Below are 17,322 nucleotides of genomic sequence, written 5' to 3'. Positions count from 1 at the left end.
AGCTCATTAATTCTCTTTTCTTATTTCTATTTCATCCCAAAATCTTCTTACGTTGTCCATACCAATTTTTGAACCTACTTTACAATCTTCCATACCTTCAAATTCAACAGTAAGGTATCCATCGTAACCGGAGTTTTTAACTAATTTCATCACTTCTCGAATATTGATATCTCCATGTCCTACAATAGCGCCGCGCAAATAGTTTTCATTCACCGTTCTAAACCATACTCCGTCACCTGGGTTTTCATAATAAGGTCGGATATAAAAGTCTTTAAAATGAACTGTTGCAGCATACTTAATATTTTTCTTCACACCTACAAGCGGATCTTCATCTATACATAGGAAGTTTCCTACATCAAGAGTTGTTTTGAAGTTCTCACGATTCACTGCGTGAATTACTCGTTGTACTCGATCACTCGTTTGAACGTTGAAGCCATGATTTTCAATCGTAGTAGTAATTCCGAATTGCGCAGCATAGTCCGCAACTAATTGACTACCTTTCACGAATTTGGAGAAATGCTCCTCAAAGTAGTGAATCGTCATTTCTTCAGGCTGTAATGTAAATGCTGTAACGTCATGACGCATAATTTTTATACCTAAACGGTTCACAATATCCACATGTTGCTTCAAACGAGTTACTTCTTCCTCAAACGCTTCTTCTGTTTCTTGTACAAAATTTGCTGGTAAAGAATACGCAGATAATTCTATTCCAACAGATTCTGCTTTCGCCTTTATTTGATCAGCTAATTCCACATTATCCACAACAGTGAAGCCATAAGGAACAATTTCCATATGTTCCCCTCCGTTGTCTGCAATCCATTGGATAACATCCAAAACTGTCATTGTTCCTTCTCTCAATTCTTTTACTAGGCTGTATGTACTTAAACCTACTTTCATTCTCTTCACCTCTTCAATTTGATATGTTTCTTTTTTACATTCACTTGATTGTTATTCATTTCTACATTTACGAGCTCATCAAATGACATGAAACGAAATGATTGTCTAATGCTACTTGAGTAACTTTCGGTACTATCGTTTTACACATTTCCATACTAACCGGGCAACGTGTATGGAAAGGACAACCTGCTGGAGGATTCATCGGACTTGGCAAATCTCCTTTTAGGATAATTCGTTCTTTCCTTAACTTTGGATCAGGTATAGGCACAGAAGATAGCAATGCCTTTGTATAAGGATGTTGCGGATTAGAGAAAATAGCATCTTTTGGTCCTGATTCAACGATTGTTCCTAAATACATTACGCCAATGTAATCGCTAATATGTTCTACTACACTTAAATCATGGGAGATAAATAAATAGGTGATATTATACTCACTTTGTAAATCTTTTAATAGATTTAAGATTTGTGATTGTATCGAAACGTCAAGAGCTGAAACAGGTTCATCTGCAATTATTAATCGTGGCTTCATAATAAGTGCACGAGCAATTCCAATACGTTGACGTTGACCACCACTGAATTCATGCGCATATCGATCCGCGTGAGATTCATTTAATCCTACAACTTTTAAAATCTCTGAAACTAGCCGTTGTTGCTCTAATTTTGATAACTTTGTATGAATTAAAAGGGGTTCTGCTATAATATCTCGCACTTTCATTCTTGGATTTAAAGAAGCATACGGATCTTGAAAAATCATTTGAACTTTTTGTCTCATTTTCTTTAACTGTGATTCTTTCTTTTGAGATATTTCTTCACCGTCTATCCAAATTTCACCTTCACTCGGTGTAAGTAAACGAGAAACAAGACGACCAGTTGTAGATTTCCCACAGCCACTTTCTCCTACAAGACTGAACGTCTGCCCTTCCATAATTTCGAAAGATACATCGTTAACAGCCTTTAGTATTTTTTTCTTCCCTAAAATACCACTCGGAATCTCAAACGATTTTCTAATTCCTGTAACTTTTAGAAGCTTATTAGACATGCATTTCCCCCCTTTCATGATCATAAAGCCAACAGCTACACAGCCTATCGTTCTCTAGCATGATACTAGTTGGTTCTGCCTCCAAACAAATCGGCATTACTTGCGTGCATCTCGGTGCAAATTTACACCCAATCGGCATATCACTAGGGTCTGGGACATTCCCTTTAATAGAATCTAACTTATCCCTTTTATCACCAATTTTAGGTACAGAACCTATGAGTCCTCTAGTATAAGGGTGTTTTGGTTCTTCAAATAAATCAAATACATTCGCCTCTTCGACAACTCTTCCCGCATACATAACCACTACTCGATCACACATTTCAGCAACAATACCTAAATCATGAGTAATTAATAAAATTGACATATCTTCTTGCTGTTGAAGCTGTTTCATCAACTCCAATATTTGTGCTTGAATCGTTACATCAAGCGCAGTTGTAGGTTCATCTGCAATTAATAGATTAGGATTACATGACATTGCCATAGCGATCATGACTCTTTGTCTCATCCCACCGGATAATTGATGTGGGTATTCATTTATTACTTCATCCGGACGAGCAATCCCAACTTTTTTTAGCATAGAAATCGCGTGCTCTTTTGCCTGCTTTTTGTTCAAGTTCAAATGAATTCGAATTGGTTCCATCAATTGCTCCCCTATTTTCATCACTGGATTTAGAGAAGTCATTGGTTCTTGGAATATCATCGCAATTTGTTTACCACGCATTTTTCTCATTTCATTTACATTCAAGCTTGTTATATCTTGACCATTAAATCGAATATGTCCACCTGTTATTTCTCCACTTGTTCCTTTAAATAAACCCATGATTGAAAGTGACGTTAAACTTTTACCACACCCAGATTCGCCGACTAAACCTATAACTTCACCTTTGTTTATATGAAAATTTACTCCGTGTAGGATTCTAATTTTTTGCTTGTCTTTCGTAAATTCAGTTTGAAGTTGTTCGACTTGTAGTAGTTTTTCGCTCATCCTTAACAAACTCCCTTATTCGTTCTTTGTTTTAGGATCCAAGACATCACGTAAACCATCCCCAACGAGATTGAATGCTAAAACTGTCAAAAAGATAGCAATTCCAGGCATCATGACAACATGAGAAGCGGTCCCTAGATAATCTCTACCCATACTAAGCATTGCTCCCCAGTCCGGTGTTTCTGGACTAGCACCTAATCCGAGGAAACTCAAGCTAGATGCAGCTATTATGGCAGTACCAATTCGCATTGTTACGAAAACTATTAAACTACTAACTGTCTCTGGAAAAATATGCTTAAACATAATCCTTTTGTGAGGTGCCCCCATCGATTTCGCGGCTTCTACAAAAGTGTTCTCTTTCGCTTCCAAAGTAGAGCCCCTAACTAATCTAGCAAACGAAGGGACGCTAAACACTGATACCGCTATAATTACGTTATTCAGTCCTGGCCCTAAAACCGCCACAATCGCAATGGCTAATAATAAATCTGGAAACGCAAACATTACATCACTTGATCTCATAATAATTCGATCTAACCAACCACCAAAATACCCACTCATTATTCCTAAAACAGTACCTACAATAGCACCTAGTAAAACAGATGACGTACTTACACTTAATGTAATTCTAGTTCCAACTAGTATTCGACTAAATATATCTCGACCATATTCATCTGTCCCTAAAATATGTTCACTACTTGGTCCTTGTAATGTTGCGTCATAATCTGGTTTATAAGGATCATATGGAGCAATGGAAGGTCCTATAATCGCAATAATAATTAGTAATAAAATAAACATACTTGCAAAGAAAGCAGTCTTTTGATGCTTGAAATTCACCCAAAATTCTCGGACAGGTGAGTATTTCTTTTTAGGAACAACTTGTTTCTTTTCAGTTACTGTACTTGTAAATTCCATACCTACTCTCCTTTATTATTCATATTGAATTTTCGGATTTAGTGTACTATATAAAATATCGACGATTAGGTTCACCAAAATAAATTCAATTGAAAACAACAGTAGTGCGGATTGAATAACAGGATAATCTCTAAATGCAATCGAATCGATTAGTAAACGTCCCATTCCCGGAAAACTAAAAACAGTTTCTACAACTACCGAGCCACCTAATAAGAAACCAAATTGTAACCCTGCAATTGTAACAACAGGAATTAACGAGTTCCTTAATGCATGCTTTGTAAGTACACTAGATTCTTTCAAACCTTTCGCTCTTCCAGTTCGGATAAAATCAGCTTTTAAAGTTTCTAGTAGTGATGACCTAGTGAAGCGTGCTAGCATAGACATTATTCCTGCTCCAAGTGTTATAGAAGGTAAAACATAACTCTTCCATCCCTCTGCACCACCTGTTGGAAACCACCCTAGTTGCACAGAAAAAATTTGAATGAGAATTAAACCTAACCAAAAGCCTGGTAAAGAAATACCAGATACAGCAGTAACCATTCCCAAATGATCTGGCCACTTATTTTTAAAAACAGCTGAAAGTGTTCCTATTATTAGGCCAATGACCAATGCCCAGCCCATGCTTAGCAGTGTTAAATAGATTGATGGCATAAATCGATCTGCAAACATATTAGAAACTGGCAAACCTGTTTTTAATGAAGTTCCTAAATCTCCCTTAAATAAATTACCCATAAATGTAACATATTGCTTCCATATCGGCTGATCTAATCCCAATTCAATACTCACCCGGTTGACATCCTCAAGTGTTGCGTCTTTCCCGGCTACTAACCTTGCCGGATCACCAGGAATCATATGGATAAAAAGAAATGTTAAAATAGAAACAACTAAAAGAAGTGGTATCATTTCTATGATTCTTTTTAAAATGTATTGGAACACAAATAATTTCCCCTCTCTATCAAAGGTGGATGTAAACCAAAATTTATATCTTTAAATTTTGCTTGTATATAATATAGGGCGATTTTTAAATCGTCGCCCTATATTGTTCCAACTTCATAGTTTCAACTACTTGAAGTTGGCGTCACTTACATTGATTCCACCTGTAGGATCAACATATATTCCCTCTATGTCTGAGCGAGTCCCAACGAGAAGTTCATCTACTCCTAGGAAGATCCAAGGAGCATCCTTATAAATAGTAGATTGAATTTTTTCGTACAATTCTGCTTGCTTAGTTGCATCTCCAGTAGAATTTGCCTCATTCATCCACGAATCTACTTCTGTATTTTTATAGTAAGCAGTGTTTGCACTATTTGGCGGGATTGACTCACTATGGAATAATGGCTTTGTAGCATTCGTAACATCAGAAGCATATGATGACCAGCTTACATACCACATTTGCAACTTAGCTTCTTCCGGTGTTTGTGCACCAAATATTTCATCTGAAAGCGTTCCTTCTTCCATAGATTTAATTTCTACCGTTACACCTATCTCTTTTAATTGTTGTTGAATAAACTGCATGCCCTTCATCGTATCCGAGTTCGTATTACCCCAAATTTCTGCAGTAAATCCATTTTCAAATCCTGCTTCTTTCAGTAATTCTTTTGCCTTTTCGATGTTTTGCTCATAGACATCTTGCTTCACATAATAAAGTGTTTTACTAGGAATAACGGAATCTAAAGGCAATCCAAACCCTGAGTTAACTACTTTAATATAAGCATTTTTATCTACAGCATAGTTAAAAGCCTGGCGAATTCGTACATCATCAAATGGTTCCTTCATCGTATTAATCGATACATATCGAGCAATTGTAGAAGGAATTTTACTTACAATAATGTCTTTATTTCCTTCAAGTTCTTGGAGATTTTGTGCTGGTAATGGATAAATCACGCTTGCCTCACCTGTTTTTAACATCGCAATGCGTGATCCATTTTCAGGTACTGGCTTATAAGTGATTTTCTTTACACGCTCTCCCTTTTTCCAATAATCATCGTATCTTTCGACTGTTAAATGATCACCTTGAACCCATTCTACAAATTTGAAAGGACCTGTACCTACTGGACTCTTCGGAATATCATCGCTATTTTCTTTAATTAACTTTGGACTAAGCATTTTAGCTACACTGAATCGAGTTAACATTGCACTATAAGGTGTCTTTAAAGTGACTTTAATTTCATAGTCACCTAATATATCCACACTAGTTATTAAATTGAAACCTCTACTATTTAAGCGCAAGCTTTCATCTTTCATAATCCTTTCAATATTCACTTTCACAGCTTCCGCATTGAATTCTTCCCCATCATGGAATTTTATTCCCTGATTCAATTTAAATGTATATTCCAACGCATTTTCACTTACACTGTAATCCTCTGCCAATACGGTTGTTATTTGTCCATCACTATCAAAACCCAATAACCCTTCTAACATTGCTGATTGAACAGAGTTTGAATTTGTATCCCCAGTATTATGTGGATCCATCGAAATAAAATTTTCATTAACAGCGATTACAATTTCTTTATCACTACCTTTTTGACCCTTCTCGCTATCTCCGCCATTTTCATCTGAACAACCAACAAGTAAAACTGAACAAACTAATGCGAAAAATAGCATTTTCCAAAGATTAGCCTTTCTCATTTCAACATCCGTCCCCTTTGTTCGTTTATTTGTAAATCTATAAAATATTTTCGTATCTATGAAAAAATAAACCGAAAATAATTTTACCCACCATGTAAATAAATACACCGAATTATAGTTAAATTTTATCCAAAACACTCATTTAAACAATTAATTTCTCCAATGGTGAAATTAATTGTGTAAAAAAATACATGAGGGATTTGGTCATAGGCGTATTCTAATATTTTTTATAGCTAAGATTCACTAAAAATGTAAACGTTTACGATAGATTATAGAATATTCTGCTTTTAGTCAACAGAAATTTTCATTTAATTTATACGGAAAGTAAAAATAAATCCCCCCTATCCTCTTTACACGTTTAAAAATATGTATTTCTAGAGAACTAAAAAAACGAACGAAATATTCGCTCGCTTCAGCTTGTCGACAAATGCATTTTTATGAATCAAAATTGTGCTTTTCCTGTAGCAATCGCTCCAGGCGGCGCTTTCCGCGGGCTCGCGCCAAGCCTCCTCGGCTTTGCCTGCGGGGTCTTGGACTGTCTCGCTGTCCCGCAGGAGTCGCCGCCTTCCGCTTATTTTAACTTCAATAAACAAAAAAGTGGACAATTAAAGCCTTTTCACTTGATGAAATAGGATAGTCAATCCATTATTTTATCAGATATTCCGAGAAACATTGATTGATCACAGCATCTTCAGATTTCCACTTTCAACTTTTGAAAAATAGGCAGGGCCTGCCACGGAGACTCCTGTGGGAATAGCTTGAGCTGAAGCCCACGCAGGAAAGACAGTGGCCGAACTTTATTTGGCCAGTGTCTTTGCGACGAGTAACCGCAGGAGCACATGTTTTTCCTATGACGAGGAGGCTGAAGCCAAGCCCACGGAAAGCGAAGTGACGGGCCCTGCTGATTTCTTATACATCTCTACTCATTGTAAAACGAATTTGTCTACAGTCTGAAACGAGCGAAATATTCGCTCGCTTAACTAATCGTTGCAACCATTTTAGACTGTAAAGCTGTCCATTTATTTTCATCTATTGCTGAATCATACAGCGTTTTAATCAATTTCATTTCCCCTGCATACGTACTAATATAGTCTTGCGCTAGCTCCATTTCATTTGAATAAGCTTCTTTCACTACTGCTAGCTTTTCTTCATCCAGTAATGATTGATCTATATACGGAAAGAAATCGACTATTTCATCGCCTTCTCGCTCAGGTTCGTATACATGCGGACTTGTCGCATCTACCATGCATAACTGCAACTCTGGAATAACTATACCATCCACACTATTTGCATCCAATCCACACCAAATTAAACGAACATCGAGACCATGGCTTTTCGCTTCTTCTCCAAACTTTTTCATAAAAGAAGACTTCCCACTGCCAGGTAATCCTTTTATAAACAGCCTAGATTTTAAGTTTTTAGAGATTGACTTAAGCGTATCTTGCGCTCCGAACGGAGTAAGAGAACCCATTAAACGATGTGTTACATTCGAATTCTTTTGCAGTTCTATATTCCCTATACCCTTTTTCTTCAACTCTTCTAATAAACTATTTATCCCATCCCAATTTATTGCAGGTTGTATAAGTTGCTCCCATTCATCATGTATGACCTTCGCGCGAGATAATGCCTGAAGCCCTTTGTTTAACCAAACATCATTTGCAATTTGCTTATCACGAATCAAAGGACCAATATCTCTAAGTTTTTTTTCATTGTATGCCTCATAGTAGGGAACCCACTCATGCCCTGCTCCATAATAAGTAGGATCTACGGAATCAGTTTGCAAAAAAAGTGTTTTGGTGTCCACAATATATACAGCTTCTAACACTTCTTCTTGAAGAGGATCATAAAACCACTCCATATTTTTACCTCTTCGAACTGCAACGTATGCTATTTCTTTTAATGTTTCTGTCAGTCGATATGAAGTCGGTCCTTTGAAAAAGTAAACTTTTTTAGCTTCTTGAATGATTTCTTTATAGAAATTTTTAACACCTTGGCCCGTATAAGACTTCCCCATATAGTGTGTAATTGTACCGTTCAAATCGTCATCCTCTCTATCTTTCGTTCAATGGATAATGTATGCGGCATCATACGAATATATGAAAAAAAGAGCACTAAAAATCATTCCTGATTTTCAGCACTCATTTTCGTGAAAGGCTGTGAATAGCCACTTATATTATGTAAAAGTTTTTGCGACATAGGCATAGTATAATGAACAAGTTGACCTAGTAGAAGTGCAGTCATAACTGTTCCGATACCTACAGGCCCTCCTAGTATCCACCCAACAACAGCTACTATAACTTCTATACCTGTACGTACAGTTTTAATACTCCAACCTTTCTTCGCCACTATTAATAGCATCAGAGAATCACGCGGACCGGCTCCTACATTCGGAGATACGTATACCCCAACGCCTATTGCCATAACGACAAGTCCAAGTAAAAAAATTGTAAGCTGTCCAGCGAAGCTTGTAATGTCAGGTATAAGCCAATTAAACACATCAATAAACGAACCGATGACAAGTATATTAAGCCATGTTCCTAACTGCGGCATGCGCTTTGTCCCTATAGTTGTTGCGACGACAATGATTATACCTGTTAAGATTGCCCATGCTCCAATTGATAAACCTAAATGTTTATATAAACCTACATGTAACACATCCCATGGCGCAATTCCAAATCGTTGTCCTTTAATTGTCATTGAAATACCTAGAGCCATTAATAGGACACCACCAATAAAAAACGTCCAGCGCCAAATCAATTCTTTCTTCATATTACTCCTTCTTTCTATACCCGTAAAAAAACCATTCTCAACATAGTTGGAATGGTAAATATACTAATAGATTAATTATAACCTATTTAGATTGGATTTCTATTCATTTTCTATTTACATATAGTAGAAACACGGCCTTTAGTCATCGCAAGTAAATCTGACAAAGATAGTTTCACTTGAAGCCCAATTCTCCCGCCACTCACAATGATAAAATCGAGATTTTCTGCACTTGTATCCACTACAGTAGGAAGAAGTTTTTTCATACCAATCGGCGAACACCCTCCACGTATATATCCTGTGGTAAGTAGCAGATCTTTTACAGGTAGCAATTCAACCTTTTTCTCTCCAACTACTTTCGCAACGGCTTTTAAATCTAATTCGTCATCCACTGGGACAATGCAAACATAATTTTTTTGTGGGCCAGCTGTTACAAGAAGTGTTTTGTACACAACAAAAGCAGGGTAGCCAATTATGCCTGCTACAGTTACCCCGTCTACTTTGTCTCCTGTAAGCTCATATTCAATTAGTTCAAAATCTATCTTTTGCTGTTCCAGTATTCGAACAGCATTCGTTTTTTGTTTTTTCCCCATGTTTGATACTCCTAGGCTATGCGAAAGAAGCTAGTTTGTTGGTCAGTGAAACCATATCGCTTCAAATGTACTTGATACGAATATTTTGCAATAGCTTGCTCCTTTAATCGCTTTTTCTGCAAATTCTCCAAGTCTTCTTCTAATACTTTTGGAGATTGAAAATCCGATGGAACAGAGCGATTCAAAACGGATGCTTCGTCTTCCTTTTGTTTTATAAGTTCTGTTTCAATTTGACTATTTGCTATTTGGTTTAACTTAATTTGTGATTGCACTTGTTGAATTTTTGCAGATGCACTGGCTGCAACGCGTAAGTCCTGTGGAGTAGGTTCAGCTGGAGCTAGCGCTGAGCTTCTTACCTTTTCTAAAAGCTCAATTGTTTTTTCAAGCGTTGGTCCACCAATGGTTTGTACAGGTATTGCTGGACCCTTTATATCTAACATATTATTTGATTTCTCTAATTGTTGAAATTCTCTAACAGCAGCGCTTACCTCTGGTGTTTCAGGTTCTCTTTCTTTATTTCCAAGTAATAGATCTTCTAGTTCCGATAAGGAAGGTGCTTTCGGAAAGAAAAATTCCGCGTGCTTACGGTAGGCATCTCCTGCATCTTTCCGCTGTAGCGCACGTTTTCTTTCCTCTAAACTTCCTAAAACAATAGACATACCGTTGCCTGTGGATTTTACTAAATTCATACAATTCACCTCTTTTGTATAATTCTTCTAATTAACATTTTACCACTTAATCAGAATTATCAAACATACTATAGTCATAAAGGTTTATATGATAAAAGGCACAGATTTTTCTAAATTATTTTTAATATAAATTAGAACAAATTACCTATAATTGGTAAATTCAAATGAATGTTGTATCACACTAGTGCGCTTACTTTCGACGTAAGTTCCTGAAGTTGTCACAGGTGGGGAATTCTCTCGGATGAACTCTTTATTCTCTCGGGTAATTGTCGTTTTCTCTCGAAAAGGATTAAAATTCCAACTAAAAGTACTCTGTATTTCTCCTTTCTCCATTTTCATTAATTTTCGGCAGTCTTTGTTGGTATGGAGCTTTATATAGGAAGAAATTATCTTTTATCGCCTACTTATGTGCTCAATGTTCAAATTTTCTACACTTCGGACAGTACCACGTTATTGGAAGTATTAATAATCCGATAAAGTTACACCCTAGAAAAAAAACATCACTCGTCTAACGACAAGTGATGTTTCCATTTATTACTTAAACATATTAGTTAGATTACCCATTTCAATTGCAGATACTGCTGCTTCATAACCTTTGTTACCCGCTTTCGTACCAGCACGCTCAATCGCTTGTTCGATATTTTCAGTCGTTAATACTCCGAAAATAACAGGAATACCTGTTTCCAACGAAACTGAAGCAATCCCTTTCGCCGCCTCGTTGCAAACATAATCATAATGAGTTGTCGATCCACGAATAACTGTACCTAGACCGATTATAGCATCATACTCTTTCGTTTCTGCCATTTTCTTCGCTATAAAAGGAATTTCAAAAGCACCTGGTACCCAAGCAACATCTATTTTACTTTCATCAACTCCATGTCTTTTTAAGCCATCAAGTGCTCCATCTAATAATTTTCCAGTGATAAATTCATTAAATCTACCTACAATAATACCTACTTTTAAATCTGTTCCGATTAAATTAGCTTCAAAATTCTTATTCATTTCCAATCTCTCCTTTGATTAAGTGCCCCATTTTTGATTTTTTAGTTGCTAGATAGTTCGCATTTTCTTTTTCTGCTCCAATTTCTAGTGATACTCTATCCACAACTGTAATACCGTATTTCTGTAGACCTTCCATTTTATCTGGATTATTTGTTAGTAATCGTACTTTTTTAATACCTAAATCTTTTAAAATTTGCGCACTGATTGCATAATCACGAGCTTCAGCAGGAAAACCTAGTTTTTCATTTGCTTCAACTGTATCGTAACCTTTTTCTTGCAGTTCATAGGCACGTAATTTGTTCAACAAACCAATTCCTCTGCCTTCTTGACGCATATATAATACAAGACCACTTTCGTTTTGCTCTATGATGGACATAGCCATTTTTAGTTGTGGGCCACAATCGCATCTTTTGGAACCGAAAATATCTCCTGTTAAACATTCCGAATGAAGACGTACAAGTGGTGCTTCTTCTTTTCGCAAGTCTCCTTTAATCATCGCAACATGCTCAAAGTCATCTATTAAATTCGAGTAGCCAATCATCTGAAAGTCACCATATTCAGTTGGTAAATTGACAGTTGCTTCTTTTTTAACAACGTCTACATCATGAGTGAGTCTAAACGTTATTAAATCTTCTATTGTAATAATTTTTAGTTGATATTGCTCTGCAAAATTTAATAACTCTGGTAATCTTGCCATTTCCCCATTATCACTCATAATTTCACAAATGACCCCAGCTGGTGCTGACCCACTTAATATAGCTAAGTCTACCGCAGCCTCGGTATGACCGGGACGTTTAAGTACACCGTGCTCTTTTGCGATCAAGGGGAATATATGTCCAGGTCTACGAAAATCTACAGATGTTGACTGCGGATTTAAAAGTTGCACGATTGTTTCAGCTCGATCAAATGCACTAATTCCAGTTGATGTATTTTCATGATCAATACTCACTGTAAAAGCCGTTCCGTAATGATCTTGATTGTTTGTGACCATTGGGTATAAATCTAGCATTTTTGCCAGTTTTTCTGTTATCGGTGTACAAATAAGTCCTCGACCGTAAGTTGCCATAAAGTTAATCGTTTCAGGTGAAACGTTTTCAGCTAACGCTACTAAGTCGCCTTCATTTTCTCTATCTTCGTCATCCACCACAATAATTGGTTTCCCTGCTTTTAAATCTTCTATTGCTTCTTCTATTGTATGAAACATTCTTTAAACCCCTCTTTCAAAATCCACGCTCGGATAAGTATGAAAATGACAAGTTACTTTTTCTTTCTCTCTTTCCCATTTGATGAATGACATATTTTCCGAGTAAATCATTTTCTATGTTGACAACATCACGTACATTTTTAAAACCTATAACGGTATTCTCAAATGTATGTGGTATAAGCGATACAGTTACTTTTTCAGGAGTGATATTGAAAATAGTTAAACTAATACCATCAATGGTGATAGATCCTTTCGGAATACATAATTCACTGATCTCTTTGGAAATTTGAATATCAATATACACTGCATTTTCTCTTTTTTGAGTTTGAAGAATGACTCCCGTTCCATCTACGTGTCCAGAAACAAAATGTCCACCAAATCGACCATCAAATTTCATCGCTCTCTCTAAATTGACAAGGGTCCCAATTTGGAGGCTTTTAATATTTGTAGCTTTAACCGTTTCCGGCATAACATCAACGGTAAAAGTATTTTTTGTAAAGGAAGTAACCGTTAGACAAACTCCATTTACTGCAATACTGTCCCCTAGTTTTACATCCTCTAGTACGATTTTGGATTGAATCGTTAGTTCCATACTATTTGGAGCTTTATTAATCGATGTTACTTTTCCCATTTCTTCTACAATGCCTGTAAACATAAAACCCCTCCTTTTCTGTACAAAAAAAACTTTTTTCGAGCAATAATAAAAACTCCATAGGTTTACCTAAGGAGTTTGGGAGATTATTTTCGGCATAGACAAATAAGCCTTTTGCTCAGTCTATTTTTTGCAAAAGAATTCGTACCATGTCATCTTGTCCTTCTCCCATCCAGACTATACTGTCGGCTTTGGAATTTCACCAAATCCTGCCATAAAGGCTCGCGGGCTTAGATTTTCGTCATCACCGCCGGTCGGGAATTTCACCCTACCCCGAAGGACTTTCGATATTCAATTGTAACTATGAGTATTAAAAAAACAAAAACCCCATAGGAATTCCTAAGGAGTTGGGAGATTTTCATGATTTTTAAGCAACATCAAATAACCCTTTTACGATGTAATTTTTCGCAAAAGAATTAGTGCCATGTCATCCTGTCCTTCTCCCATCCAGACTGTACTGTCGGCTTTGGAATTTCACCAAATCCTGCCATAAAGGCTCGCGGGCTTAGATTTGCATCATCACCGCCGGTCGGGAATTTCACCCTACCCCGAAGGACTATATTTAATTTTCCCTTGTAATATATCACTAATCAATATCTCAATCAAGGTACTCGTACTGAAATAACAATAATTAGTTTTGCATCTTAGTTCAAGTAACTAAGCACTTCTAAACATGAAGAAGCTATCTAATGCCCTTCGTTACTAGAGATTAGATAGCTCCATGCATTTTATCCATTTCGCAGTTTTACACTTAATCCAACCAATAAACTTCTAGTTTGGCATTATTTGCTCCATATTTTTCTTTATACTTTTTTCACTCATTTCCCCTGTAATTATTTTCTCTATTTTACCTTCTGGATTAACTAGAAAAGTTGTGGGCAAAGGATTAATATTGTAAGTTTCCATTACACTTTTATTGTTATCAATTAATACTGGGAATGTTAAGCCTTTTCTATCGATAAATTTTTGAACTACAAAATTAGATTCACCTATGTTCACAGCTAGTATTTGAAGACCTTGATCTTTATATTGTTGATACTGCTTGTCTATTAAAGGGAATTCTCTTTCACAAGGTTTGCACCAAGTTCCCCAAAAATTTAAGAAGACTCCTTGTCCTTTGTAATCTGAGAGTTGATGTTTCTCCCCATTCATATCAACAAGTGCAAAATTAGGTGCTTCATCTCCTACCTGCAATATCGCTGTTCTCTCTTTAGTTAAATTGGAGTAAATGGTAAAGACGATTGCTCCTATCATTAATCCTAATATTATTAGACGTACATAAAATCGTTTTTTCTTCTTATTCATTGTAACGATTGTCCTTTCTACCTCTGAAAATACGTTTTGATGCAGAAGTTTAATTATTTACGTTTCCAAAGTAATAGCATCATAATTGTAATGAATGTAAAAGCTATGAGTGCTAAAAAAGGAATTGTAACAAACCCAAACCAATTAATATATTGTCCTGAACATGGAACTCCGTTCGTACAAGCGCTAAACTCATGCATCGCGGGAATTTTTTGCAACGCATAGTGGTAACTGGACATAATCATCCCAATGACAGACATCGGCAGAATATATTTATATATTTCACGATCATTACGGTAAAATGCGATACCTAGAAAAATTACAAATGGATACATCAAAATACGTTGATACCAGCAAAGAGTACACGGAATAAAACCCATTCGCTCGCTGAAAAACAAGCTTCCTATCATCGAAATAATAGACACAATCCATGCAAAAAGTAGTGACTTATTTACCATCAGCAGCCTCTTCCACCATTTTGACAAAATCGTTCATTGTTCTCCCATTGAATTCTTTACCACCGATAAATATTGATGGAGTTGAAGAGACACCAAGATTTTTTGCAGTGCTCATATCTTTATTCCATGCTTCCTTCCCCTTGCCTTCACTAAAAGCCTGCATCACTTTTTCTGTTTCATCAGGAGTTGCAACTTTCGATAAAACTGCATTTAAAAATTCTTCTGTCATTAAATTCTCTTGTCCAGATTCTGTCGTTTGATTGGCGAATAGCAGGTGATGTAATTCCCAGAACTTTCCATTGCCTAGTTCCTTGTAAACTGTTTCCGCAAATTGGGCAGCTGTAGTTGAATCAGCAGCAATAAATGAGTAGTTCATAAAGTAAAATTTCGCTTTTCCTGTTTCTACTAGCTCCTCATTAATAATTGGGAAGAGACTATTATTAAACTCCTCACAATGAGGACACTTGTAATCACCAAATTCCACAATCTCAACTGGTGCCGACTCTTCCCCTAAAAAAGGCTGTCCTTCATAGTCGAATGCTACCGCTTTTTCTTTCACATCTGTTAATACAATAATTCCTACAATACATACAGCTACTATACCGATAATCCAAAATATTTTCTTCGACAAAATAATACTCTCCTCATTAAACTACATAGCGTAGTGTGATAGTGTAAAAAATTTACGCAAGCGCGTAAATAAAAAATACACAAATTAATATAAAGATGGTGAACGACATGAATGCGACTTTCATTGGAACTTGCAATCGAACATCGTTTATTGGATTCAAAATATATTCAATTCTATAATTTACGGATGTATCTGCAAATGATACATATGCAAAAGGCATTTTTTCTAGCTTGCCTACTTTCAGCATTTTCAAAAGTGCACTCCCCAAGTTAACTGAAGTCTGCTGTTTTTTTATAGCAAATTCATCCGCCAATATTTCCTGAATGATTTTATATTTTTGATTAAACCACTTCAAGATTGGGATATACCATAAAGTGGACGCACAAAGTGATAACAAAAAGATCTTAAGCGGATCACGATTATCCTTATGATACATCTCGTGAGAAATGACAGCATTTAGTTCATCCTCACTTAATAAATTCATCAAACCTGTTGAAATAACGATTTTAGGCCAAATAAATCCCATCGTAATAGCAATTGGCGCAGGATGTGAAATGATAATAATATTTTCTTTCCCACTGCTATATCTCTGCCCCATACTGATAGTGAGCGTTTTCTCTTTATATTGCTCCAATCGTTTTTTCATTCGAAAAGTATGAACCAATTGAGATCCTATATTCCAAATGGAAATAAACAGAGTATTGATAACGAGTGCATCCAGTGCATATTCCAATGACGACAAACCGACTGCTTTCATCCAACTGTGACATACTACGACAAGGTTAAACTTAACGTTCCACCCTCCCAGCATCGAGATAACGTATAAACCCATTTGGAGAAAAATCAATCCCGAGATGATAAGTGATAAGGTGAGCATAAGAGATGATTGACGTTTGGACATAAGTTACATATCCTTTTTCAATTCTTTAATTTTGCGTTCTAGTTTAGCGACTAAGTCATCATCTACGTCTTCAAGGGCATCTAACATATGACTGACAACAACATTGCCAAATTCATTCATAAGTTCATTCGTCATTTCTTTTGATTGTGTATTCAAAAACTCAACTCTAGTTAAAATTGGTTTAAATAGGGATACTCTTCCTTCTATTCTCTTTTGAAGAATCCCCTTTTCAACTAATCGATTCATGACGGTCATGACTGTATTGAAATTCGTCATTTTTTCTCGTTCAAGAGCATGCTGGACATCTTTAATAGTCATCTCAACATCGTTCCATAAGATGTCCATAATCTTTGCCTCAAGTGGCCCAAAAAAGCGTTCCAATCCACTTTCATTCATCTTAAATTTACGAATCCTCATGTTAATCCACCTCACATTACTCATTGTAGTGCAAATGATGTTTAAATGAAAGTATTTAATTCTCCAAATTTCCGTTTTAATAGGTTTTACTAGAAAAAATAATCAAGTGAAGATGTAAAAGATCGTAAAGAATAATATTTTTTTGAGGGGACTAAAAAAATGATGTGGACAGGCGTGAAATAGAAATAACTAACCCACTCCATCAGAAGATAAGTTATAATATAACCAAAACTGGAATGTAAT

Annotated in this window: 18 protein-coding genes and 2 riboswitches; all 18 genes read right to left on the bottom strand. The window is 36.2% G+C overall.

The window, feature by feature from the left end:
* Positions 1–6 precede the first annotated feature (6 nt).
* The 18 genes from FG384_RS04160 to FG384_RS04075 all read right to left on the bottom strand — a co-directional run bounded on the left by FG384_RS04160 (position 7) and on the right by FG384_RS04075 (position 17,079).
* Positions 7–897 carry a sugar phosphate isomerase/epimerase family protein gene (locus FG384_RS04160; RefSeq protein WP_142641330.1) on the bottom strand — a complete coding sequence of 297 codons (891 nt, stop codon included), beginning with the start codon at positions 895–897 and terminating at the stop codon, positions 7–9.
* Positions 898–964: 67 nt separating this feature from the next.
* Positions 965–1,936 (bottom strand): ABC transporter ATP-binding protein, encoded by a 972-nt coding sequence (locus tag FG384_RS04155; protein ID WP_142641329.1) that lies wholly within the window; start codon positions 1,934–1,936, stop codon positions 965–967.
* Positions 1,929–2,921 carry an ABC transporter ATP-binding protein gene (locus FG384_RS04150; protein ID WP_142641328.1) on the bottom strand — a complete coding sequence of 331 codons (993 nt, stop codon included), beginning with the start codon at positions 2,919–2,921 and terminating at the stop codon, positions 1,929–1,931. The genes FG384_RS04155 and FG384_RS04150 overlap by 8 nt, the downstream gene beginning before the upstream one ends.
* A 15-nt stretch (positions 2,922–2,936) precedes the next feature.
* The gene (locus FG384_RS04145; RefSeq protein ID WP_142641327.1) at positions 2,937–3,833 is read right to left on the bottom strand and encodes an ABC transporter permease subunit; all 897 of its coding nucleotides are present in this window, start codon (positions 3,831–3,833) and stop codon (positions 2,937–2,939) included.
* Between the two features lie 15 nt (positions 3,834–3,848).
* Entirely contained in the window at positions 3,849–4,769 is a 921-nt protein-coding gene (gene nikB / locus FG384_RS04140; protein ID WP_142641326.1) for a nickel ABC transporter permease, read from the bottom strand.
* Between the two features lie 126 nt (positions 4,770–4,895).
* On the bottom strand, positions 4,896–6,461 hold the full coding sequence (locus FG384_RS04135; protein WP_142641325.1) for a glutathione ABC transporter substrate-binding protein: 1,566 nt from the start codon (positions 6,459–6,461) through the stop codon (positions 4,896–4,898).
* Positions 6,462–7,437: 976 nt separating this feature from the next.
* Complete coding sequence (locus tag FG384_RS04130) at positions 7,438–8,499, bottom strand: hypothetical protein (RefSeq protein WP_142641324.1); 1,062 nt, start codon at positions 8,497–8,499, stop codon at positions 7,438–7,440.
* Positions 8,500–8,579: 80 nt separating this feature from the next.
* Complete coding sequence (locus FG384_RS04125; RefSeq protein ID WP_142641323.1) at positions 8,580–9,230, bottom strand: YczE/YyaS/YitT family protein; 651 nt, start codon at positions 9,228–9,230, stop codon at positions 8,580–8,582.
* A 110-nt stretch (positions 9,231–9,340) separates the two neighbouring features.
* Complete coding sequence (gene ybaK / locus FG384_RS04120; protein WP_142641322.1) at positions 9,341–9,820, bottom strand: Cys-tRNA(Pro) deacylase; 480 nt, start codon at positions 9,818–9,820, stop codon at positions 9,341–9,343.
* 11 nt (positions 9,821–9,831) lie between these two features.
* Positions 9,832–10,509, bottom strand: coding sequence for a hypothetical protein (locus FG384_RS04115; protein ID WP_142641321.1), 678 nt, complete (start codon positions 10,507–10,509; stop codon positions 9,832–9,834).
* Positions 10,510–11,043: 534 nt separating this feature from the next.
* The gene (ribH, locus tag FG384_RS04110) at positions 11,044–11,511 is read right to left on the bottom strand and encodes a 6,7-dimethyl-8-ribityllumazine synthase (protein ID WP_142641320.1); all 468 of its coding nucleotides are present in this window, start codon (positions 11,509–11,511) and stop codon (positions 11,044–11,046) included.
* Positions 11,504–12,715 carry a bifunctional 3,4-dihydroxy-2-butanone-4-phosphate synthase/GTP cyclohydrolase II gene (locus FG384_RS04105; protein ID WP_142641319.1) on the bottom strand — a complete coding sequence of 404 codons (1,212 nt, stop codon included), beginning with the start codon at positions 12,713–12,715 and terminating at the stop codon, positions 11,504–11,506. The genes ribH and FG384_RS04105 overlap by 8 nt, the downstream gene beginning before the upstream one ends.
* Positions 12,716–12,731: 16 nt before the next feature.
* Positions 12,732–13,370: a riboflavin synthase gene (gene ribE / locus FG384_RS04100; RefSeq protein WP_142641318.1), complete on the bottom strand. Its 639-nt coding sequence runs from the start codon at positions 13,368–13,370 to the stop codon at positions 12,732–12,734.
* 153 nt (positions 13,371–13,523) lie between these two features.
* Positions 13,524–13,652, bottom strand: a riboswitch (FMN riboswitch).
* 146 nt (positions 13,653–13,798) lie between these two features.
* A riboswitch (FMN riboswitch) is annotated at positions 13,799–13,927 on the bottom strand.
* A 211-nt stretch (positions 13,928–14,138) separates the two neighbouring features.
* Positions 14,139–14,672, bottom strand: a complete 534-nt coding sequence (gene resA, locus FG384_RS04095) for a thiol-disulfide oxidoreductase ResA (RefSeq protein WP_142641317.1) — start codon at positions 14,670–14,672, stop codon at positions 14,139–14,141.
* Between the two features lie 53 nt (positions 14,673–14,725).
* Positions 14,726–15,130, bottom strand: coding sequence for a disulfide oxidoreductase (locus FG384_RS04090; protein ID WP_142641316.1), 405 nt, complete (start codon positions 15,128–15,130; stop codon positions 14,726–14,728).
* Positions 15,120–15,761 carry a DsbA family protein gene (locus FG384_RS04085; RefSeq protein WP_142641315.1) on the bottom strand — a complete coding sequence of 214 codons (642 nt, stop codon included), beginning with the start codon at positions 15,759–15,761 and terminating at the stop codon, positions 15,120–15,122. The genes FG384_RS04090 and FG384_RS04085 overlap by 11 nt, the downstream gene beginning before the upstream one ends.
* A gap of 52 nt (positions 15,762–15,813) precedes the next feature.
* Positions 15,814–16,662, bottom strand: coding sequence for a M56 family metallopeptidase (locus FG384_RS04080; RefSeq protein ID WP_142641314.1), 849 nt, complete (start codon positions 16,660–16,662; stop codon positions 15,814–15,816).
* A 3-nt stretch (positions 16,663–16,665) separates the two neighbouring features.
* Positions 16,666–17,079, bottom strand: coding sequence for a BlaI/MecI/CopY family transcriptional regulator (locus FG384_RS04075; RefSeq protein ID WP_142641313.1), 414 nt, complete (start codon positions 17,077–17,079; stop codon positions 16,666–16,668).
* Positions 17,080–17,322 lie beyond the last annotated feature (243 nt).

The sequence above is a fragment of the Psychrobacillus vulpis genome (assembly GCF_006861825.1).
Taxonomy (GTDB): domain Bacteria; phylum Bacillota; class Bacilli; order Bacillales_A; family Planococcaceae; genus Psychrobacillus; species Psychrobacillus vulpis.
The sequence above is the reverse complement of the archived record's forward strand: the minus strand, read 5'-3'. Positions and strand labels throughout refer to the sequence as shown.